Source organism: Terrabacter sp. Soil810 (assembly GCF_001429645.1).
Classification (GTDB): Bacteria; Actinomycetota; Actinomycetes; order Actinomycetales; family Dermatophilaceae; genus Terrabacter.
In genome coordinates, this window is record NZ_LMSW01000001.1 from 498,046 (window position 1) to 519,198 (window position 21,153).

Consider the following 21,153-nt stretch of genomic DNA (forward strand, 5'->3'; position numbering starts at 1 on the left):
CTCCCGACAGGTCGACCGGTTACGGTTTCGGGCATGACGACACGCCCTGCCGCCATCTCCCGCGCCCTCACCGCCGCCGCGGCGACCATGGCGCTGGTGCTGGCAGCAGCGGCCTGCACGACGAGCGAGCCGCCGATCGGCCCCGCCTCGAAGACGGGGCTCCCGGCGGCCACGGCGGCGCCCACCGAGGCGCTCGCCTCCTACTACTCGCAGAAGCTCGACTGGAAGAAGTGCGGCAGCCTCGAGTGTGCCGACCTCCGGGTCCCGCTCGACCACGCCCACCCCGACCCGTCGAACGACCTGACGATCAAGGTCGCGCGCGTCAAGGCCCGCGACCAGGCCAGGCGTCTCGGCTCGCTCCTCGTCAACCCCGGCGGTCCCGGGGCGTCCGGCATCGACTACGTCCGCGGCGGCGCCGAGACGATCGGCGGGCCGGAGGTCCGGCGCTACTACGACCTCGTCGGCTTCGACCCGCGCGGCGTCGCGAGCTCCGACCCCGTCGACTGCCTCGACGACAAGGCCCTCGACCGTTTCCTCTCCGCCGACCCCACGCCCGACGACGCGGCCGAGGAGCAGGCCCTGCTGACGCAGGCCAAGGCCATGGCCGACGGGTGCCAGAAGGACAACCCCGCGCTCGTCAAGCACCTCTCGACCGCCGACGCGGCGCGCGACATGGACATCCTCCGGGCCGCCGTCGGCGACCCCCAGCTGAACTACCTGGGCAAGTCCTACGGCACGTTCCTCGGCTCCAGCTACGCCGACCTCTTCCCGCAGCGGGTCGGCCGGGTCGTCCTCGACGGGGTCGTGCCGCCCGACCTGACGAGCGCCGAGCTCGGCGAGGGCCAGGCCCGCGGCTTCCAGATCGCGACCCAGGCCTTCATCGAGGACTGCGTCACCGAGGACTGTCCCCTCGGCGACACCCCCGAGGCGGCGCTCAAGGGCCTCGACGACCTCTTCCGCGAGGTCGACCGCCAGCCGCTGCCCACGGGCGACCCGAGCGCGCCGCTGCTCACCGAGGGCTGGGCCCGGCTCGGGGTGGCCGTCGCGCTCTACGACCAGGGCGCCTGGGGCATCCTCACCGACGCCCTCAAGGAGGCGAAGGCCGGCAACGGCCAGAGCCTCATGCAGCTGGCCGACGCCTACGCCGACCGGCGCCCCGGGGGTGGCTACGACGGCAACCTGATGGAGTCGATCTACGCCGTCAACTGCCTCGACCGGCCCGACAGCCCCGACCTGTCCGCCTACGAGACGTATGCCACGGACTTCTCCGCGAAGGCGCCGACCTGGGGCGCCAACCTCGCGTGGGGCGCCCTGCCCTGCGGCGTGTGGCCGGAGAAGTCCGCCGTCGGCCCCCACAAGGTCACGGCGCCCGGCAGCGACCCCATCGTCGTCGTCGGCACGACGCGTGACCCCGCGACGATCTACGAGTGGTCGGTGCGGCTGCGCGACCAGCTCGACAACGCCGTGCTCGTGTCCTACGACGGTGACGGCCACACGGCCTACGGCCGGAGCAACACGTGTGTCGACAGCGCCATCGACGCCTACTACGTGCAGGGGCGCGTGCCCAAGGACGGACTCAAGTGCTGAACGAGGACCCGCGTCCCGACGACCTTCCCGACGCTCCGAGCGGGTATGCCGCCCTGCCGCCCTCCTACCCGGCGCCCTCAGCGGGTGCCGGCGGGGGCGCGCCGGTCGGGAGCGGTGGGTCCGGCGTGTCCGGCGTGTCCGGCCTGTCCGGGCCGGGCAGGCCCGGGCGTTCGCCGCTGCGCCCCGTGCTCGCGGCCGTCGCCGTGGTCGCCGTGGTCGCGGTCGTCGTCCTCGCCGCGTGGCGCATCGGCAACCCGCCGAGCGTCGCCGTGCCTCGACCCACCGTCTTCCCGTCCGGCTCGGTGACGCCGAGCCCGTCGTCGATCCAGCCGTCGCCGGGCGCGGCGCTGTCGCGGGACTACCCGGCCGCGCTCGCGCCCTTCTACACCCAGCAGCTCGACTGGTCACCCTGCGCCGACAACGCCAAGCACCGGTGCACCACGATGGAGGTGCCCGTCGACTACGCGAAGCCGACCGGCGACCGCTTCACCCTCGCGCTGCGCAAGGCCCCGGCGACCAAGCCCTCCGAGCGCATCGGCTCGCTCGTCATCAACCCCGGCGGCCCCGGTGGGTCCGGGGTCGAGTACGCCCAGTACTCCTCGTTCGTCTTCTCACCGGCGGTGCGGGAGGCGTACGACGTCGTCGGTTTCGACCCGCGCGGGGTCGGGGCCTCGAGCCCCGTGCGGTGCCTGGCGGACTCCGACATGGACGAGCTCTTCAGCGCCGACCCGACGCCCGACTCGGCGGCCGAGCGCTCGACGCTGCTCGCCGACGTCGACGGCGTGACGAAGCGCTGCGCGGCACGCGGTGGTGACCGCGCGATGCACATGAGCACGACCGAGGTCGCCCGCGACATGGACGTCATGCGGGTGCTCCTCGGCGACGAGAAGCTCAACTTCTTCGGCGGCTCCTACGGCACGTTCCTCGGCGCCGTCTACGCCGACACCTTCCCGAAGAAGGTCGGGCGGATGGTGCTCGACTCGGCGATGTCGCCGAACCAGACCGAGCAGCAGGAGATGACCTACGACATCCAGGGCTTCGAGTCCTCGATCGACGCCTTCATCGACTGGTGCGTTGCCCGGCCGGACTGTGCGCTCGGCAGCGACAAGGCCGGCGCCCGCCAGAAGATCGTCGACCTGCTCGACAACGTCGAGAAGAACGGCCTGACGACGAACAAGCCCGGTCTGACCCGGATCGGCGAGGGGTGGGTCGGCTTCTCGATCTTCATGTGCCTCTACTCCGACCAGTCGTGGCCGACGCTCAACAAGGGACTCGCCCAGGCGTTCACCGGCAAGGGCGACATCCTCCTCGCCAAGGGCATGTCGGTCGTCGAGCGCGGCATCACCGGTGACTACGCGCCGAGCACCTACCTCCAGGCGATGATCCCGGTGCGGTGCGCGGACTGGCCGCGGTCCACGGCCGACCCGTCCCTGGCCGCCGAGCAGAAGAAGGCCAAGGCGGCGCACCCGCTCTGGGCCCGGATGACCGGTGAGCTCTACGACAACTGCCGCACGTGGCCCACGGCCGGTCGCACCCCCAAGGGCACGACGCTCGCGGTCGGTGCCGACCCGATCCTCGTCATCGGCAACGAACGCGACCCCGCGACACCCATCGGCGGCACGAAGCAGCTCGCCAAGGACCTCGCGTCGGGCATTCTGCTCACTTCGGACCACGACGGGCACGGCACCTACTACGCTGGCAACCCGTGTGTGGACTCCGCCGTGGACGGGTACCTGCTCAGGGGAACGGCGCCGGCCGACGGCACGACCTGCTGAGCAGACTGCTCGCGCCCCTCGTCTCCGTCGCGGTCCTCGCGACACTCCTCCTGCTCGCCAGCAGTCCCTCCTACGCGCCCGGTGCCGGCTCGTCCGGCGGTTCGGTCACGGCGGTGACCGAGGGCGCACCCGACCCGGGTTCGTCGGATTCATCGGGGCCGTCGGGTTCGTCGGGGCCGGACGACGACGCCGCCGCGACGGACGGCGAGGCGGCGCCGCGCGACCGGGTGGAGCTCGGTACGCCGACCTCGAAGCCGGCCCAGGGGCTCGACGTCTTCTATGACCAGGCGATCAGCTGGCGTCCGTGCGACGACACCGGTGACGGCAGGGGCTCGGACGCCGACCGGTGCGGCACGGTGCGGGTCCCCGTCGACTACCTCGCGCCGCGAGGCGAGACGGTCGAGATCGCCCTGCGCAAGGTGCCGGCCGCGAACTCCAAGGCGCGCAAGGGGACGCTCTTCGTCAACCTGGGCGGACCCGGTGCCTCGGGCCTCGAGTTCGCGATGGAGGCCCGTGACTTCTTCTCCGACGACGTCCGCGAGGTGTGGGACGTCGTCGGCTTCGACCCGCGGGGCATCGGCGAGTCGGGTGGCTTCGCGTGCCTGCGGGGGAGGGACCTCGACGCGATGTATGCCGCCGACCCCACGCCCGACACGAAGGCGGAGAAGGCCGCCGCAGTGTCGTCGCGGACCGCGCGCCTCGACGGCTGCCTGGCGCGAGGCGGTGCGCTCGCGCGCAACATGGGCTCCGAGCAGGTGGCTCGCGACCTCGACATCATGCGTGACGCCGTGGGGGACGCCCACCTCAACTACTACGGGATCAGCTACGGCACCCTCATCGGGGCGCTCTACGGCGCGCAGTTCCCCGACCGGATCGGGCTCATGGTCATCGACTCTGCCGTCTCGCCCGACTACGTCGCGATGGACTCGGCGACGCAGGACGACGTCGACGGCTGGGCCGAGGGCGAGGCAGCGACGGTGGAGGAGGGCCTCGACGCCTTCCTGGAGGACTGCGTCGACCAGGGCGACTGTGCCCTCGGCGACGACGTCGACGCCGCCCGGACCCGGCTGCTCACCTTCCTCGACCGGCTCGACCGCAAGCCGCTCACCAGCGACGCCGAGGGCATCCCGCTGCTCACCGAGGGCTGGGCCGTGACGGCGATCAACGCCGTGCTCCTCTACGAGGACTCGTGGGAGGACGTCGACGACGCCCTGCACGTCGCGCTCGAGGACGGTGACGGCACCGACCTCGTGTGGACCGCGATGGACGCGGTCATGCGCGACGACGACGGCTCGTACGTCGGTGGCTACGAGGCGAGCCACCTGCCGATCCACTGCGCGGACTGGCCGCTGGACGCGACCTCGGAGATGGAGCCGAGCCGCTCTGTCCTCGTCGACCATCCGGTCTACGCCCATCTCTACGGAGTGGTGACGGACTCCTGCGACGGCTGGGTGGGCACCCAGCGGACCAACCTCATCCTCACCGTGGATGCCACCTCGCCGGTCCTCGTCCTCGCCAACGAGCGTGACCTCACCACGCCGCCGGACGGCACCCGAGAGATGGGACGTGGCATCTTCGGGTCGCGCTTCGTGCTCGTCGACGCGGACGGCCACGGGGTCTACGCCAACGGCAACGACTGCGCCGACGCGATCGTCGACGACTACCTCGCGCGGGGACTCGCGCCACGCAACGGCGAGCTCTGCGACGCCTGAACGGCCCCACGCGCGTCGAGGGGGCACCTTGCCGATGGAAGGTGCCCGTTCGACGGTGGCGAGGGCGTATGCCGGGTGGCCGGCGACGCGCGTCCGCCCGGTGGGCTGGTCCGCCCGATGGGCTGGTCCGCCCGGTGGGCTGGTCCGCCCGGTAGGGCTCGTCCGCGCCGGTAGGGCTCGGCCCGGTCAGTCAATCGAGACCCGGACGACGATCTTGCCCGCCGTGTGCCCCTCCTGGTTGAGCCGGAACGCGTCCGCCAGCTCCTCCAACGCGAAGGCGCGCGCGATCGGCACCGACAGATCGCCCCGCTCGACCAGCTCGGTCAGGCGGGTGAGCTCGGAGCCGTCCGGGCGCACCCAGACGTAGTGCCCACCGGCCCCGGCGACCGACCCGTCGGCGATCGACGCGTGACGACCGCCCTCGGCGAGCACGGCGGTCGTCACGTCGAGGACACCGCCCACGAAGTCCGCGACGGCGTCGACACCCTCCGGAGCGAGCGCCTTGACGCGCTCGACCACACCGTCGCCGTAGGCCACCGGCTCGGCCCCGAGCTCGCGCAGGCGATCGTGGTTGCGCTCCGAGGCCGTGCCGATGACCCGGGCGCCGAGCGACCGGGCGATCTGCACCGCGAGCGAGCCGACTCCACCGGCGGCGGCGTGCACGAGCACGGTGTCGCCCTCGCCGACCTCGAGGCGGGTGAGCAGACGTAGGGCGGTGAGGCCGGCGAGGGGCAGGCCGGCGGCCTCGTCCCACGACATCGACGCGGGCTTGGCGGCGACGGCTCGCACCGGCACGCTGACGAGCTCGGCGAACGTGCCGCCGTGGACGTAGTCCTTGCGGGCGTAGGCAAGCACCTCGTCGCCGGGGGCGAACTCGGGGGTGTCGTAGCCGACGGCCTCGACGACCCCGGACACGTCCCAGCCCGGGCCCACCGGGAACCGGACGTCCATGACGGCGTCGAGGCCGCCCGACATGAGCTTCCAGTCGACCGGGTTGACCGACGCCGAACGGACGCGCACGAGCACCTCGCCGGGGCCGACCTTGGGCTGCGGCTGCTCCGTGAGGGCCAGCACCTCGGGGCCGCCGTAGGTCTCGTAGGTCATGGCACGCATCGTCGGGGTCGTCGTCTGGGTCGTGTCGGTCATCCGTGGTCCTCCTGGGTCGTGCAGGTCGTGGGCTGGGTGGTGAGCAGGTCGCGCGGGCGCCCGGTCTCGCGGTCTCCCCAAGGACAAGTCGCGGCGGTCGGCGCGGCATTCCCAGGCGCCGGCAGGGTGCTTCGGCGGCGTCCGGACCGGCCCTGCCGGGGTGGCCGGGGCACGATTTTTCTCCGGCAGGGGTCGTGCGTATACTCAACCTCCGTGTCCGGTCGCGCTCGTCGCGGCCCTCACGACCAGCCGCTTTAGCTCAGTCGGCCAGAGCGATTCACTCGTAATGAATAGGTCATCGGTTCGATTCCGATAAGCGGCTCCAGCAACGCCCCCGGCTTCTGCCGGGGGCGTTTCTGCTGGTCAGAGGCTTGAACTGCCTCATTGAGTAGGACGCTGCCAGCCCGGCGGGGCTCCGCTCGGCGGCGGATTGCCTCCGGGTGACCATCTATGTCCATCTACCTTCGCTTGGCGCACTCCCGGCGCCGCGCACCACCAGCCGGGCTAAGCCTCCGATACCGACCTGGAGTCTGACCTGGGCAGGCGGACTGGGGGAGGCCGGCAGTGTTCGAGGGCGTTCGAGGGCGTTCGTGAGCGTCTGGATCTGCCGATGAGGGCTAGTTCGGTTCGCGCGGCGTCTCCGTCGCTGCGTTCGAACGCGCCGCCGCTTCAGTCGTCACAGAATCGGTCGCGCAGCGACGCCGAGAACGCTGACCGGCTGCAGCGGCGGCCCGTCCGGCCGTTGGTCTTTGCCACCTCGGTGGGCGATGAAGTCGACCACCTCGAGCCCATAGGAGACATGTCCCACGACGGAGTACAGCTGGCCTCCCGGTGGGACCTGGAACGTGTCATGCACGATGAAGAACTCGCCGGCTGTCGCGGCCGCGCGATCGCCGCGGGCCAGCCCGACGTCTCCGAGATGATAGGTCCGGTCAACGGGGACGTTCTCCAGAGGCAGGGAGAACCCGAGATCCGCCGTGCCGCGGCCGGACGGGTCGCCGCACTGCAGAAAGTGCGTTGGAGCCCGCAGTGTCGTCAACCGGCGACACACGCTGTCCCCCCAGTACCCGGCTCGGGCAAGCATCACGAATGAGGCGACACTGCGTGGGGCGGCGCGTCCATCCAAGGAGATGCGGACGTCGCCGCACGTCGTCGATAGCGAGACGTCCCATGTGCTGCCTTGTGCGGCGCTCCCGGGCGGCGCGGCCGTGAAGGTCGGGTGGTCAGTCGGCAGCGCACGGGGCGCTCCGCACGTCACTGGACGCGTGGTGAGGTCCGAGGCCCCTAGGTGCTTCTTCGGGCCGGAGTTCAGGTACATCACGAACGCAAAGCAGGCGACGACGATGCAGCCGAGGACGACCAGGGACACGGCAAACATGAGGCTACGGACTGGACCCCACTTCTCCCTGGACATGCACAGAACCTAGACGCTGCGCGAGCGACCACGGTTGATACGCGTCCACGAGGCTCCCCTCGCGATACCGGACCGTCCGCGTCCAAGCCGGCCGTCGCGACATCCGATCATGCCGCACTGAGGACGGCTACGCTCGCCCGATCGTGCCGCCGAGCGCAGGTGGCTCGCCGCCCCGGGTCGCTGGCGTGCGACCGCTTGGCCGGGCCGGTGCTGAAGCGATCGAGACGTCTGGCGGCGCTCAGTGCTGGTTCAGGGTCGCTGCTGGTCGGCCGGTGCGCCGTGAGAGGGGAGCGGCTCGCTGGCGGCCCAGCTGGCGAGTAGGGCTAGCGCGTCGTGGGTTGGTGTGCCGTGCTCGGGGAGGTAGGTGACCAGGCTGGTGCTGGCGCCGGGCTCGAGTGGCAGTGACTCGAAGGGCAGGTCGAGGTCGCCAACGATTGGGTGGTGCAGCTTCTTGACGCCCGTGCTGTGGATGCGGACGTCGTGGGCGGCCCAGCGGAGCCGGAAGTCCTCGCTGCGTGTGGACAGCTCACCGATCAGGTCCGAGAGCCCTCGGTCGTAGGGGCTGCGGCCGGCTTCGGCACGCAAGAGGGCGACGGTGTCGTTCGCGACGGTCTCCCAGTCGCGGAACAGGGAGGTCGCGCGCGGGTCGAGGAAGACCAGGCGGGCGTTGTTCACGGGCTCGTCGGTGTCGTACCAGGGCGAGAACAGGGCCCGGCCCAGGGGGTTGGCCGCGAGCACATCGAGGCGCCCGTTGAGCACGACTGCCGGCACGGTCGGCATCGCCTCGAGCAGACGTTGGATGGTGGGGCGAACCCAGGTGGGCGCCGGTGGTCGCCTATTCGTCGCGCGTGCTGGCGTGCCCGCGGTGCGGAGGAGATCGAGCAGGTGCGCCCGTTCGGCGGCGTCGAGGCGCAGCGCGTGGGCGATCCCGTCGATGACGCTCTCGGACACGCCGGTGGCATCGCCTCGTTCGAGGCGGATGTAGTACTGAGGGGAGACTCCGACAAGCAGGGCGGCCTCCTCTCGTCGAAGTCCGGGCACCCGGCGGCGGCCGTCGCCGTAAGTCGGCAGGCCGGCCTGCTCGGGCGTGATTCTGGCTCGACGGGTGCTGAGGAACTCCCGAATCTCAGCCCTGACGGCGTCTCGGGGGCGCGGGTCCGGTGCGGTCACGTCATCAACTGTAGGAGAGCCCAAGCCAAGGTTGGGGTCCCTCTCAGTGGCCCCCACGACAGGGACTGCCACGGCTTCTCGTCTGCTGCTTCTCTGGCTGGAGGGACCACAACCGCGTCGCCCACCCAATCCACCCACAGGAGCACTCATGCAGACCGCACACCTCGGAGGCCTCGTGGTTTCCCGCATCGGCCTCGGTGCCATGACCATGGCCGGCACCTACACGTCGGAGGGCGCACTCGACCACGACGAGTCGACCCGCACCATCCACCGAGCCCTCGATCTCGGCGTCACGCACATCGACACCGCCGAGATCTACGGACCCTTCCTCAGCGAAGAGCTCGTCGGACGCGCCATCGCCGGCCGGCGCGACCAGGTCGTGCTCGCCACGAAGTTCGGCCTCGTCTCCCACCACCCCGGCACAGACCCCCAGCCCGGCAAGATCGACAGCAGCGCCGCGAGCGTCAAGGCGGCCGTCGAAGGCTCGCTGCGACGCCTCGGCACCGACCACATCGACCTGTACTACCAGCACCGGGTGGACCAGTCGACGCCGATCGAGGAGACCGCACAGGCCGTCGCCGACCTGATCGCCGAGGGCAAGGTGCTGCACTTCGGCCTGTCGGAGGCGTCGCCCGAGACCATCCGACGCGCCCACGCCGTGCAGCCTGTGTCGGCGCTGCAGACCGAGTACTCGCTCTGGACCCGCGACGTCGAGGCGGAGATCCTGCCGCTGCTGCGCGAGCTGGGCATCGGCTTCGTGCCCTACTCGCCGCTCGGCCACGGCCTCCTCACCGGCCAGATCCGCACCGTGGACGACTTCGCCGACGATGACTGGCGTAAGACCAACCCGCGGTTCGTCGGCGAGAACTTCCAGCGCAACGTCGCGCTAGTCGACGAGGTCACCGCCATCGGCGCCGAGATCGGCGCCACCCCGGCGCAGACCGCGCTCGCGTGGATCCTCACGCGCGGCATCGACATCGCGCCCATCCCCGGCACCCGCCGCGTCGCCCGTGTGGAGGAGAACACGGCCGCCGACGCGATCGAGCTCGCCACCGGCCAGATCGCGCGCCTTGAAGCGCTGGAGCCCGCGGCGGGAGCACGGCACGACGACGTCAACATGGCGTCGATCGACCGGTGACGCCCACCCGCTCTACGACATGCGCAGGGATTTCCACCCGTACCCCGACTACCAGTGGGAGGGTGCTCAAGGCGTTTCTGGCCGGCGAGATGGACCCCGGAGAGGTAATTGACCAGAGCACCGAGCGGGCGAGCAGCCGTGGCCGGACATGTACGCCGAGGGGCATGCTGAGCATTGGCTGACGACACCCCAGCTCAACGAGGCCAATCAACGACAGTGGGAACTGGCCTGCAGCGCACCCTGGGCCTGAACTCGGGTCGGCGCAGCCCTCCGCTATTGCCGCCGAGAGGTGATCACCCGCCGCGTATGCACGGAGTTGGGTCGCGAGCGTCGCGCGTGCTGAGCGGCGCGTCCTGAGCCGTCCAGGGCTCGCGTTCGTACATCCAACTGGCCATCCATCGCTGCGTATGGGAGCGGTCGTCGCTGGACGCCGGTGGACTGTGATTCGGGTGGTTGCGGAACGTCGCATGAGTGGCTCAAAGCGCTCGTAATGAATAGGTCATCGGTTCGATTCCGATAAGCGGCTCCAGCAACGCCCCCGGCTTCTGCCCGGGGGCGTTTCTGCTGTTCAGATGCTTGAACCGCCTGACTGAGCAGGGCGCTGCCAGCCGGCACGGGCCTCTGCCCGGGGGCGTAACGCTTTCGGGTGTTCATCTGTGTCCGTCAACTGCGCTTGGCGCACTCCCGCCACCAAGCACCAGGCAGATCGCCGAATCGGTCGCGCGCTCGGTCCGGGTCTGGTTCGCACCACGACGGTGTCGAGGAGGTGGGATCGGGCGCGCCGATGGAAAATGGCGCCGACCGCAGTTCGAGTACGGTCCGATGAAACGCGGTGCGCGCATCAAGGGAGAGCAACGAGATGAGACCACTTCGATACTCGATCAACGTCACGCTCGACGGCTGCTGCCATCACGAGGCAGGGCTGCCCCCCGACGAGGAGTCGATGCGCTACTGGACCGCTGAGATGGAACGAGCCGATGCTCTGCTGTTCGGCCGGGTGACCTACGAGATGATGGAGTCGGCGTGGCGGCAGCCGGCCACGGGCACGTGGCCCGACTGGATGGATGAGTGGGAGATCCCGTTCGCCGAGGCCATCGACCGGACGAAGAAGTACGTCGTGTCGAGCACGCTGAGCGGGGTCGACTGGAATGCCGAGCTGGTGCGAGGCGATGTGGGGCAAGCGGTGCAGCGGCTCAAGCAGGAGCCGGGCGAGGGCCTGTTCGTGGGTGGCGTGACGCTTCCCCTGGCGTTGGCAGATCTGGGACTGATCGACGAGTACGTGTTCCTGGTGCAGCCGGTCCTTGCCGGACACGGGCCGACGTTGCTCGCCGGTCTGCGCGAGCGCATCCAGCTCGAGCTCGTGGATCGCCATGAGTTCCGGTCGGGGGCGGTCGCCCTGCGATACCGGCCCGCGCGAGTCACGGCCTGACGTGACGTGTCCTCGCACGTTGGCCGCTGCCTCGCGACGGAACGACGGCTCTCGCGCCTGATGCGTGCGGAGGGTTCGGGCCCCCCAACCGCGGGGACAGGACGGCTCTACGCCCCGTCACCTGCGTTCGTCGCAGGAGGCGGGGCCGCCGTACCCCGGCAGCGCGGGGATCTCACCCGCGGAGGACGGTGACGGCATACGCCCGGGAATGACGAAGGAGCCCACCTGCGCGCAGGACGGGCTCCTTCGAGGCTGGTGCGGATGGGGGGGTGCGTGCCAGCCGTGGGGGTGTTACAGGTGTGACAGTAATGAAGCTGTCGACCCTTGTATGCGTTTTCGGCAAGATTATGTGCAGAAGTTTCGTAATGATCCTTAATGGGGGTTTTGTGCCCCGCCGGCAGCGGAGACACGGGGCCGGCCCCTCCTCGCGCTCCGGGGACGGTGGGTCTGGCACAGTGACCCGGTGAGCGCGACCCTGCGGGAGCTGAGCCCGGACGTCCTGGCCGAGACGCTCGAGGTGGCCTCCGGCCTCGTCGGCGCCCGACTGCGGGCGATCGGTGAGCCCTTCCCGGGCAGCCGCCGCACCCTCGTCGTCCGCGCCGCCAACGCCGCCGACGCCTCCCACCGTTCGTTCGTGGTGAAGCGCTACCTCAGCCACCAGGGACGGGAGGCGTATGCGAGGGAGGCCTCGGCCCTCGAGGCGCTGGCGGGCGTCGCGCAGACGCCCACCCTCGTGGCGGAGTCCGACGACCCGCGCCTCGTCGTCATGGGAGACCTCGGCGACGGCACCCACCTCGCCGACGCCCTGCTCGGCGCGGACGCCGGGCTCGCCGCCACCACGCTCACCGGGTGGGCCGCGGCGGTGGCCGGGCTGCACCTGGCCGGGCACCACGTGCGAGACGGGTTCGAGGCCGGCGTCCGGGCCCGCTCGGCGGAGCCGATCGACGTCGACTACCTCCCCGGTCAGCTCGCCCACGCGGCCTCCGAGTGGACCCGGCTGGCCGCAGCCCTTGGTGTGGCCGTCCCCGAAGGCACCTTCGACGTGCTCGCCGCCCTGCCCTCGCGCTTCCGCGTCGACGCGAGCAGCCTCTCGGCCGCGGACATGTGCCCCGACAACAACCTCGTCGGGGATGCTGGGCTGGTCCTGCTCGACTTCGAGTTCGCGCTGTGGCGCCCGATCGCGTGGGACGCCGCCTACCTGAGCGTGCCGTGGCCGACGTGCTGGTGCGCCTGGTCGCTCGAGGAGGCCGCCGCGCGGACGGCCCTCGAGGAATGGCGCGACGCGGTGGCGGTCCAGTGGCCCGACGTGCGCGGCGCCGACTTCGACCACGACCTCGACCTCGCGACAGAGGGGTGGGCCTGGCTGGCGGGCAGCTGGTGCCTCGGCCCGCTCGTCGCCGGCGAGCCCCAGCGGGTCAACCCGGTCAAGCCGATGCCGCGCATGCCCGACCGCGTGCTGCGCTTCATGCGCACCGCCGCCGGCGGACGCGCCCTGCCGGAGCTCGCCGAGGTCGCGCGACGACTGGCCCGTGCCGTCGAGACGACGTATGCCGCCGCCGACGTGCCACTGGCACCCGCCTTCACCGCGGGCGGGTTCCGATGAGCGCGTGGACGACGCGGCGGGCGACCGCCGCCGACGCCGCCGCCGTCGTCGAGCTGCGGGCCCTGATGTTCTCGGCGATGGGCGTGCGCGGCGTCGACGACCCGGGCTGGCGGGAGGCGGCCACCGCGTGGTTCGAACGGGAGCTCGACGGGGGCCGGGCCTGCGTCGTCGTCGCCGTGGACGCGGATGGGCAGGTCGTGGCCGGGGCCATGGGCGGGCTGCGCTTCGAGACCCCGTCGCCGGTCAACCCGAACGGCGTCTGGGGCCTCGTCAACAACGTGGCGACCCAGCCCCGGGCTCGCCGACGGGGGCTGGCCCGGGCCTGCGTCGTCGGTGTCCTCGACTGGCTGCGTGACGAGACGGCCGCCACCGTCGTCGAGCTCTTCGCGACGGGGGAGGGGGCGGGGCTCTACGAGGAGCTCGGATTCGCCCCGACCGCCTGGTCCGCGATGCGCCTCCGCCTCGACCGCTGACGCGCGGCTCCGTTCTGGGGCCGCGGCGCCGACGTGGTCGGGTTCGGGGGCTGGTTCGCGTCGTTTGGGGGCCGCGGCGCCGGGGTGGTGGGACGTGCGCGGTCGTGCCAGAGGTGTGCGCTCAGTTTCCAGGTGCGCGGCGCACCGCGCACTGCTGGGTCGAGCCCGCACTCGTGGTGCGACCGCGCACCCGCCAGTCTCGGCTCAGGAGGTCGCGGCGGGCTCGGGCTGGTGCGACCGATGGGACTGAGCCCGCTCGAGAACCCGGCGGGAGCCCCACGACACGAGGACCGCGGCGGCCCCGGCGCCGACCGTGACGGCATACGCAGGCGTGTGTCCGCCCCAGTCGGCCAGGCGGCCGGCGAGAGCGGCGCCGAGCGCGTAGCCGAGCCCGGTGGCCGCGGCGAGCGCGGTCATCGCGGCACCCGTGCGCGACGGCGGCGTGACGCGCTCGCCCAGCGTGAACGTCGTGATCATGTAGGGCGCGACGGTGAGGCCGAGCACGAGCAGGACGGGGACGAGCGCGGTCAGCGACCCGACGAGGAGCAGCGGGGCCGAGAGGGCGAGCAGGCCGACCGCGAACCACCGCAGCCGAGCCGACAGCGCGAACCGTGCCGGCAGCCCCGCGACGGCGAGACCCGCGATGACGCTGCCGACCCCGAGCAGGGCGTGGAAGTAGCCGGTGAGGCCGGGAGAGCCCGCGTTCGTCGCGAGGACCGACGTGCCGGTCTGGACCGAGCCGAAGACCGCGCCGACGAGCAGCTGCGCGGCGCACAGGACGACGAGGGCGGGGGTCAGGAGCCGTCCGACGGCGCCGGTGGCCCTCGACGTCGCGGCGTGCGTGACGGCCGCGGTCTCGTGCAGGGCGAACCACGTGCCGAAGACCGCGAGGCCGGCGGCGGCGAGAGCCAGGGCAGCCGTCGGGCTGGCGACCGAGACGCCGAGTCCGACGAGCGCCGGTCCGAGGACGAAGGAGGCCTCGTCGGCCGCGCCCTCGTAGGAGAAGGCGGCGTCGACGAGGCGGTGCTGACGCGACCCGGTGTCGGCTGTGATCGGGCGCCAGCGCACGCGGGCCAGCGGGCCGATCTGCGGCAGGAGGAGTCCCGCGACCGCGCTCGCGACGGCAGCCACGCCCCACGGGAGCCCGGCGTCGACCACGAGGAGGATGCCGACCAGGCCAGCGGCCCCGGCGAGGGACTGGAGGGCGACGACCCGGCGCTGGCCGAGCCGGTCGGCGCGGGCGCCCCAGAAGGGCGCTCCGACGGCGTTGGCCACGGCGAGCGCGCCGGCGCAGAATCCGCCGGCGCCGTAGCTCCCGGTGGCGGTCGACACGAGCAGGAGGGTGCCGAGCTGGCTCATCGCGAGCGGCATGCGGGCCAGGAAGGCGACGACGATGTAGGTCCGGCCGGTGAGGCCGAAGAGGTGACGGTACGAGTCGATGGGTGACACGAGGGACGCTCCGGATCTGGTCGCGGGGTGCGCGACAGCGGTGCGTGCCTACCCGCCCAACAGGTCACGCCAGATCCCTGTGCACCTCCAGTGTAGGGCGTCGCGAGCCACGGCCCGGTCAACGCCGACGGCCCCGCCGGGAGCGACCGTGTCGTCAGGCGGGGTCCGTGTCGTCACGCGCCGTCCGTGTCGTCACGCGCCGTCCGTGTCGTCACGTGTCGTCACGTGTCGTCCAGCGTCGTCAGGCGTCGTCAGGCATCGTCAGTCGCGGAGGTGGTGGGCGCCGCGGACCGAGGGCGAGAGCCGGTAGATCGCCTCGACGAGGGCGGCGCCCACTGCCCCGACCGCGAGCGACTGCCACACGAGCGGGAGGGGTGCGTCGAGGTTGAAGAACTGGGCGGCGAACGGCCAGAGGAAGGCCGTCGTCGCGAGCCCGACCATGGTGGCGACGAGGGCGGCCTTCCAGAGCCGGAAGGGCCGTGAGAGGACGACGAGGATCCAGAAGAAGACGGTGAGCAGCGTGATCGTCGCGCCGCTGCCGGGCTGCCAGCACGCGACGTCGGCGACGGTCTTGGCCCCCGCGTCGACGGCGCAGCGGGTCGCGAACTCATCGGGCGGCACGCCGTAGCGGCTGCCGGCGAGCAGGTAGGAGGTGATGACGGCGAGGCCCGCGACGGCGCCCGACGGCACGGCGAAGCGCAGGATGCGCCCGAGGAAGCCGGCGAGGTAGCGGCGCTTGTTGGGCCCGAGCGCGAGGAAGAACGCCGGGATGCCGATCGTCACGGCCGACACGAGCGTCAGGTGCCGCGGCAGGAACGGGAAGGGCACGGCGGTCAGCGCGGCGGCGAGGATCGCGACGAGGCTCATCGCGTTCTTGGCGACGAAGAGGTTGGCGACCCGCTCGACGTTGCCGATGACGCGGCGCCCTTCGGCGAGCACGTCGGGCAGGTGCGAGAACCGCCCATCGAGCAGGACGAGCTCGGCGACGGCCTTGGTGGCCTGCGCGCCGTTGCCCATGGCGACCCCGATGTCGGCGTCCTTGAGGGCGAGCGCGTCGTTGACGCCGTCGCCGGTCATCGCGACGATGTGGCCGTCGGCCTGCAGGGCGTGGACGAAGGCGCGCTTCTGCTCGGGGGTGACGCGTCCGAAGACCGTGTGCGTGGCGAGGGCCTGACGCAGCGCGTCCTGGTCGTCCGGGAGCGTGCGGGCGTCGACCGGCTCGCCGACGTCGAGCCCGACGGTGCGGGCGACGGCGGCGACGGTCACGGGGTTGTCGCCCGAGACGACCTTGATGGCGACGTCCTGCGCGGCGAAGTAGGCGAGCGTCTCCCGCGCGTCCGGGCGCACCTGCTCGGTGAGCGTCACGAGGGCGGCCGGGGTGAGGTCGGCCGGCAGCGTCGCCTCGGTGACGTGCTCCTCGCTGCGGGCGAGCAGCACGACCCGGCGTCCGGAGTCGGCGAGCTCGGCCACCTGCGCCCGGATCGCCTCGATCACCGCCGTGGGGGACGGCTGCGGGTCGGCGGCGAGCAGGACCTCGGGCGCACCGAGCACCCACGTCGAGTGCTCCGCGAAGCAGGCCGCGCTCCACTTGCGCGAGGAGCTGAACGGGATCGTCTGCGTGCGCTCCCACCCCGGCGGTGCGACGACCGCGCCGACCGCCGTCAGGGTGCCGTTGGCGTTCGGGTCGTCGGCGAGCGCGCCCAGGGCGCAACGGATCTCGTCGGCATCCTGCCCGTCGAGGGTGTGCGCGTGCTCGAACACGATCTCGCCTGCGGTCAGCGTCCCCGTCTTGTCGAGGCACACGACGTCGACGCGGGCCAGGCCCTCGACGGCCGGGAGCTGCTGCACGAGGACGCTGCGACGGGTCAGCTGCACGGCCGACAGGAGGAAGGCCACCGACGTGAGGAGCACGAGGCCCTCGGGCACGAGGCCGACGACGCCCGCCGCCGACCGGATGACGACCTCGCGCCAGCCCTGGTCGCCGACGGTCTGCCACTGCGACCAGATCGCGATCGGCAGGGCGCCGACGATGACCCACGTGATGTAGGTCAGCAGGGTGTTGATCGAGTCCTGGATCTCCGAGCGCGTGCGCGTGAACTTCCGTGCGTCGGCAGCGATCCGGTTGACGTAGGCGTCGGCCCCGACCTGGCTCGCGTGGTAGCGGCCCGACCCTGCGACGACGCTCGTACCCGACATGATGTCGTCGCCCTCGCCGTGCGGCACGGGGTCGGACTCGCCGGTGAGGTTCGCCTCGTTGAGCTCGAGACCGGCGCTCGCGATGAGCGTGCCGTCGGCGGGGACCTCGTCGCCGGTGCGCAGCTCGATGAGGTCGTCCTGCACGACGTCGGTCGTCGGTACGACGCGCACCTCGCCGTCGCGCACGACGCGCGTCGTCGGGGCGTTGAGCAGGGCCAACCGGTCGAGCTTCCGCTTGGCGAGGTACTCCTGCACGATGCCGATGGCGGAGTTGACGACGAGGACGATCCCGAAGAGCCCGTCGGCGAACGACCCCGTCACCATGACGAGGACGAAGAGCGCGCCGAGGATCGCGTTGAAGCGCGTCAGCACGTTGGCGCGCACGATCTCGCCGATGGAGCGCGACGTCCGCTCGGTCAGCCGGTTGACGGCGCCGCGCGAGACGCGCTCGGCCACCTCGGCACCGGTCAGTCCGTCGGGCCGGGTCAGGGTCGCCCGCTGCCTCGTGCCCTCCGTCGCCCCGGATGTCGTCACCGGCCCATTGTCGTATGCCGGGTGCTCGCCTCCGTGGCGGAACGCGGGCGAACGCTCGGTGGCGTCGAGCGGGAGGCGGCGGGACGGCATACGCCCGCGGTGGCCGGTGGCGGACAAAGGTTACTGATCGGTCTTCGGACGAGGTCCGGGGCCTCGTCCAGGTCGTGGGACGATGGGGCGCGTGACTGAGTCGATCCAACGTGCCCGCGCCACCACCGCCTCCTACTCGATCACGATGCGGATCCACGCCGGCACCGACCCGGCGGTCATCGGGGCCCTCGCGGTCAAGGTCGCCGAGAGCGGCGGCATCACGACGGCGCTCGACATCGTCGACTCGCACCCCGACCGCCTCGTCATCGACCTCACCTGCTCCGCGAGCAACGCCGAGCACTCGACCGAGGTCGTGGAGGCCGTCGAGACCCTCGAGGGCGTCCACGTCCACCGGGTCTCCGACCGTGTCTTCCTGTTGCACCTCGGCGGCAAGATCTCTGTCGAGTCCAAGGTCAACCTGCGCAACCGCCAGGACCTCGCCATGGCCTACACGCCCGGCGTCGGTCGCGTGAGCCAGGCCCTCGCCGACCACCCGGAGGACGTCCCGAAGCTGACGATCAAGGGCAACTCGGTCGCCGTCGTCACGGACGGCTCGGCGGTGCTCGGGCTCGGCAACATCGGCCCGATGGCGGCGCTGCCCGTCATGGAGGGCAAGGCCGCGCTCTTCAAGCGGTTCGCCGACATCGACGCGTGGCCGATCTGCATCGACACCACCGACGTCGACGAGATCGTGCGCACCGTCGAGCTCATCGCACCTGGCTTCGGCGGCATCAACCTCGAGGACATCGCCGCGCCCCGCTGCTTCGAGATCGAGGCCAAGCTGCGCGAGCGCCTCTCGATCCCGGTCTTCCACGACGACCAGCACGGCACGGCCATCGTCGTGCTCGCCGCGCTGAAGAACGCCCTGCGCTGCATCGACAAGAAGCTGCCCGACGCCCGCATCGTCGTCTCCGGCGGCGGTGCAGCCGGTTCGGCGATCGTCCAGCTGCTGCTGGCTGCCGGCGCCATCGACGTCACCGTCTCCGACCGCCCCGGCCTGCTCAACCGGGACGACGAATCGCTGACACCGGCGTGGCGCGACCTCGCCGAGAAGACCAACCCCCGCGGCCTGACCGGCACCTTGCGCGACGGCCTCCAGGGCGCCGACGTCTTCATCGGCGTCAGTGCACCGCACATCCTCGCGCCCGAGTGGATCAACGAGATGGCCGACCAGCGCATCGTCTTCGCGCTCGCCAACCCCGACCCCGAGGTCGACATCTACGAGGCGACGCAGCGCGCGACTGTCGTCGCGTCGGGCCGCAGCGACTACCCGAACCAGATCAACAACGTCCTCGCGTTCCCCGGGGTGTTCCGCGGTCTGCTCGACGCGCGTGCGACCGACGTCACGACCGAGATGCTCATCAAGGCGGCCGACGCCATCGCGTCCGTCGTCACCGACGAGCAGCTCAACCCGAACTACATCATCCCGAGCGTCTTCCAGCCCGACATGAGCAAGACCGTCGCCAAGGCGATCGTCGACTGCGTGCCCAAGGCCCCCGCGAAGAGCATTCCGATGACCGGCGCCAACTGAGGAGCCGGCTACCGGATGACGAGCTCGACCCATCCCGGGCAGCGCTACCCGCTCGACGGCCACCGCGCGTGGGCGGTGTGGGCGGCGGCCATCTCGGTCTACGTCCTCGCCGTCTTCCACCGCACCTCCCTGGGTGTCGCCGGGCTCGAGGCCGCCGAGCGCTTCGGCATCAGCAGCTCGCAGCTGTCGACCTTCACGATCCTCCAGGTCCTCGTCTACGCGGCGATGCAGCTGCCCGTCGGGGGGCTGCTCGACCGCTACGGCAGCAAGCGGATGCTCGGGGTCGGCCTGACGCTGCTCACCGTCGCGCAGTTCGGCTTCGCGTTCGTCGAGTCCTTCCCGGCCGCCCTGCTGTGCCGTGTGCTGCTCGGCATGGGCGACGCCATGGTCTTCATCTCGGTGCTGCGCCTCGTCGCACTGTGGTTCTCGCCGCGGCGCACGCCGATGGTGACGCAGCTGACCGGCGTGCTCGGGCAGCTCGGGGCGCTCGTCGCGGCCGGACCGCTCGCGGCCGCGCTCCACCACTTCGGGTGGACCCCGTCGTATGCCGCCGCGGCCTCCGTCGGCGCGCTCACCGGGGTCGCGCTCGTCGTCGTCGTCAAGGACAGCCCCTACGTCGACCACCACCGGGACGAGCTGAAGCTGCGGGCGATCGCGCGCACCCTCCGCGCGGCGTGGCTCGTGCCGGGCACCCGGCTCGGGCTGTGGTCGCACTTCACGTCGCAGTTCGCCGCCAACATGTTCACGATGCTGTGGGGGTTCCCGTTCCTCGTTGCCGGACAAGGGCTCTCGTCGTCCACGGCCAGCATCATGCTCATGGTCATGGTGGTCACGACGGTCGTCTCCAGCCCTGTCATCGGCACGTTGACGATGCGCTACCCCTTCTCGCGCAGCACCCTCGTGCTGTGGATCGTGGCCGCAGCGATCGCCGCGTGGACGCTCGTGCTGCTCTGGCCGGGGCGGGCGCCGCTGTGGATGCTCGTCGTCCTCGTCGTGCTCATCGCCATCGGCGGACCCGGCTCGATGATCGGCTTCGACCTGGCCCGCACCTTCAACCCGCCGACCCGCATCGGCAGCGCCTCGGGCATCGTCAACACCGGTGGGTTCATCGCGACGCTGACCGCGGTCGCGCTCGTCGGTGTCGTGCTCGACCGGGTGGCGCCGGGCGGCCCGTCGACGTGGGACGTCGACTCGTTCCGGGCCGCGATGACGGTGCAGTACCCCGTGTGGGCGCTCGGGATCGTGCAGATCCTGCGCTACCGCCACAAGGCCCGGCGCGCAGCCCTCGAGGCCGACCCCGCCGCGTACGCCGCCATGCAGGCCGGCCGGTCCGTCACCTTCCACTGACCCCCCGCCCCCCAACCGTCGAGAGGCCACGTCCTGTCGGTGCGGACCCGTCGAGAGGCCACCTGGGGCCGGGTCAGGTCTAGCCTGCTCGGGAGGGAGGCGCGATGGCGACGACGTGGGCCGACGTGGACGAGCTGGCCGGGCGGCTGCCCGGCGCCGAGGCCAGGGTCGCCCACGAGGGGTCTCCCGCCTGGCACGCCGGACGGCATACCTTCGCTCGTCTGCGGTGGGACGACGACGGGCGCGAGCTCGTCCAGGTGTGGACGGGCGAGATGGACACCGAGCCGGCGCTCGCCGACCGGCGCGACACGTTCGTGCGCATCGACACGTTCCGCTACCGCGTCACGATGTGGGCGCGGCTCGACCGCCTCGACCGTAGTGAGCTGGCCGAGCTGCTCCTCGAGTCCTACGACATCCGCGGCGGCCGCCGCCGGCGCGGCACCACCGGCCTCGACGACCTCCTCCGCTGACCTGACGCGCGAACGCGGCGTTCGGTGTCGAGCTCAGCGTTCTACCAGTGAGTTCGACACCGAACGGCGCGTTCGGTGAGGGAGTCGGG

The 21,153-nt window shown here is 71.6% G+C and carries 15 protein-coding genes and 1 tRNA gene; 11 read left to right on the top strand and 5 right to left on the bottom strand.

Features of this window, described 5'->3' with window-relative positions:
* Positions 1-33 precede the first annotated feature (33 nt).
* The 3 genes from ASG96_RS02200 (at position 34) to ASG96_RS02210 (ending at position 5,074) form a co-directional block, all read left to right on the top strand.
* Entirely contained in the window at positions 34-1,587 is a 1,554-nt protein-coding gene (locus ASG96_RS02200; protein ID WP_057586334.1) for an alpha/beta hydrolase, read from the top strand.
* Positions 1,581-3,362, top strand: coding sequence for an alpha/beta hydrolase (locus ASG96_RS02205; protein ID WP_057586335.1), 1,782 nt, complete (start codon positions 1,581-1,583; stop codon positions 3,360-3,362). Before ASG96_RS02200 ends, ASG96_RS02205 begins: the two co-directional genes overlap by 7 nt.
* Before the next feature lie 113 nt (positions 3,363-3,475).
* Positions 3,476-5,074 carry an alpha/beta hydrolase gene (locus ASG96_RS02210; protein ID WP_162262006.1) on the top strand — a complete coding sequence of 533 codons (1,599 nt, stop codon included), beginning with the start codon at positions 3,476-3,478 and terminating at the stop codon, positions 5,072-5,074.
* A 186-nt stretch (positions 5,075-5,260) separates the two neighbouring features.
* Here the strand turns inward: ASG96_RS02210 and ASG96_RS02215 are convergent, their stop codons facing one another.
* Positions 5,261-6,187 carry an NADP-dependent oxidoreductase gene (locus ASG96_RS02215; protein ID WP_200962644.1) on the bottom strand — a complete coding sequence of 309 codons (927 nt, stop codon included), beginning with the start codon at positions 6,185-6,187 and terminating at the stop codon, positions 5,261-5,263.
* Positions 6,188-6,468: 281 nt separating this feature from the next.
* On the opposite strand from ASG96_RS02215, the gene ASG96_RS02220 reads away from it, so the two are divergent.
* Positions 6,469-6,545, top strand: a tRNA-Thr gene (locus ASG96_RS02220).
* Between the two features lie 351 nt (positions 6,546-6,896).
* Here the strand turns inward: ASG96_RS02220 and ASG96_RS02225 are convergent.
* Together ASG96_RS02225 and ASG96_RS02230 are read right to left on the bottom strand one after the other, a co-directional pair.
* Positions 6,897-7,598, bottom strand: a complete 702-nt coding sequence (locus tag ASG96_RS02225; RefSeq protein WP_235509031.1) for a peptidylprolyl isomerase — start codon at positions 7,596-7,598, stop codon at positions 6,897-6,899.
* A 285-nt stretch (positions 7,599-7,883) separates the two neighbouring features.
* Entirely contained in the window at positions 7,884-8,804 is a 921-nt protein-coding gene (locus ASG96_RS02230) for a helix-turn-helix transcriptional regulator (protein WP_057586343.1), read from the bottom strand.
* A 148-nt stretch (positions 8,805-8,952) separates the two neighbouring features.
* Between ASG96_RS02230 and ASG96_RS02235 the strand changes: the two genes are divergently transcribed.
* From ASG96_RS02235 to ASG96_RS02250, 4 genes are all read left to right on the top strand, one after another.
* A complete protein-coding gene (locus ASG96_RS02235) occupies positions 8,953-9,942 on the top strand; it encodes an aldo/keto reductase (protein ID WP_057586345.1) in 990 nt (329 codons plus the stop codon).
* Between the two features lie 859 nt (positions 9,943-10,801).
* Entirely contained in the window at positions 10,802-11,371 is a 570-nt protein-coding gene (locus ASG96_RS02240; protein ID WP_056760055.1) for a dihydrofolate reductase family protein, read from the top strand.
* A gap of 463 nt (positions 11,372-11,834) precedes the next feature.
* Positions 11,835-12,974, top strand: a complete 1,140-nt coding sequence (locus ASG96_RS02245) for a hypothetical protein (protein WP_057586347.1) — start codon at positions 11,835-11,837, stop codon at positions 12,972-12,974.
* The gene (locus ASG96_RS02250; protein ID WP_057586350.1) at positions 12,971-13,447 is read left to right on the top strand and encodes a GNAT family N-acetyltransferase; all 477 of its coding nucleotides are present in this window, start codon (positions 12,971-12,973) and stop codon (positions 13,445-13,447) included. The genes ASG96_RS02245 and ASG96_RS02250 overlap by 4 nt, the downstream gene beginning before the upstream one ends.
* Before the next feature lie 204 nt (positions 13,448-13,651).
* Here the strand turns inward: ASG96_RS02250 and ASG96_RS02255 are convergent, their stop codons facing one another.
* Complete coding sequence (locus tag ASG96_RS02255) at positions 13,652-14,896, bottom strand: MFS transporter (RefSeq protein ID WP_056760049.1); 1,245 nt, start codon at positions 14,894-14,896, stop codon at positions 13,652-13,654.
* Positions 14,897-15,157: 261 nt separating this feature from the next.
* Positions 15,158-17,626 carry an HAD-IC family P-type ATPase gene (locus ASG96_RS02260; RefSeq protein ID WP_057586725.1) on the bottom strand — a complete coding sequence of 823 codons (2,469 nt, stop codon included), beginning with the start codon at positions 17,624-17,626 and terminating at the stop codon, positions 15,158-15,160.
* A 172-nt stretch (positions 17,627-17,798) separates the two neighbouring features.
* Here ASG96_RS02260 and ASG96_RS02265 point away from each other — a divergent pair, with 172 nt between their 5' ends.
* The 3 genes from ASG96_RS02265 (at position 17,799) to ASG96_RS02275 (ending at position 21,064) form a co-directional block, all read left to right on the top strand.
* Positions 17,799-19,247 carry an NAD-dependent malic enzyme gene (locus tag ASG96_RS02265; protein ID WP_056760047.1) on the top strand — a complete coding sequence of 483 codons (1,449 nt, stop codon included), beginning with the start codon at positions 17,799-17,801 and terminating at the stop codon, positions 19,245-19,247.
* Positions 19,248-19,262: 15 nt separating this feature from the next.
* Positions 19,263-20,594, top strand: coding sequence for a nitrate/nitrite transporter (locus tag ASG96_RS02270; protein ID WP_057586352.1), 1,332 nt, complete (start codon positions 19,263-19,265; stop codon positions 20,592-20,594).
* Positions 20,595-20,698: 104 nt separating this feature from the next.
* A complete protein-coding gene (locus tag ASG96_RS02275; RefSeq protein ID WP_057586354.1) occupies positions 20,699-21,064 on the top strand; it encodes an MmcQ/YjbR family DNA-binding protein in 366 nt (121 codons plus the stop codon).
* Positions 21,065-21,153 lie beyond the last annotated feature (89 nt).

Bases quoted from the DNA above. Each gene is read 5' to 3' on its own strand.
- ASG96_RS02250 (WP_057586350.1), top strand. From the start codon at position 12,971: ATGAGCGCGTGGACGACGCGGCGGGCGACCGCCGCCGACGCCGCCGCC.
- ASG96_RS02215 (WP_200962644.1), bottom strand. From the start codon at position 6,187: ATGCGTGCCATGACCTACGAGACCTACGGCGGCCCCGAGGTGCTGGCC.
- ASG96_RS02275 (WP_057586354.1), top strand. From the start codon at position 20,699: ATGGCGACGACGTGGGCCGACGTGGACGAGCTGGCCGGGCGGCTGCCC.
- ASG96_RS02270 (WP_057586352.1), top strand. From the start codon at position 19,263: ATGACGAGCTCGACCCATCCCGGGCAGCGCTACCCGCTCGACGGCCAC.
- ASG96_RS02265 (WP_056760047.1), top strand. From the start codon at position 17,799: ATGGGGCGCGTGACTGAGTCGATCCAACGTGCCCGCGCCACCACCGCC.
- ASG96_RS02240 (WP_056760055.1), top strand. From the start codon at position 10,802: ATGAGACCACTTCGATACTCGATCAACGTCACGCTCGACGGCTGCTGC.
- ASG96_RS02225 (WP_235509031.1), bottom strand. From the start codon at position 7,598: ATGTTTGCCGTGTCCCTGGTCGTCCTCGGCTGCATCGTCGTCGCCTGC.
- ASG96_RS02200 (WP_057586334.1), top strand. From the start codon at position 34: ATGACGACACGCCCTGCCGCCATCTCCCGCGCCCTCACCGCCGCCGCG.
- ASG96_RS02235 (WP_057586345.1), top strand. From the start codon at position 8,953: ATGCAGACCGCACACCTCGGAGGCCTCGTGGTTTCCCGCATCGGCCTC.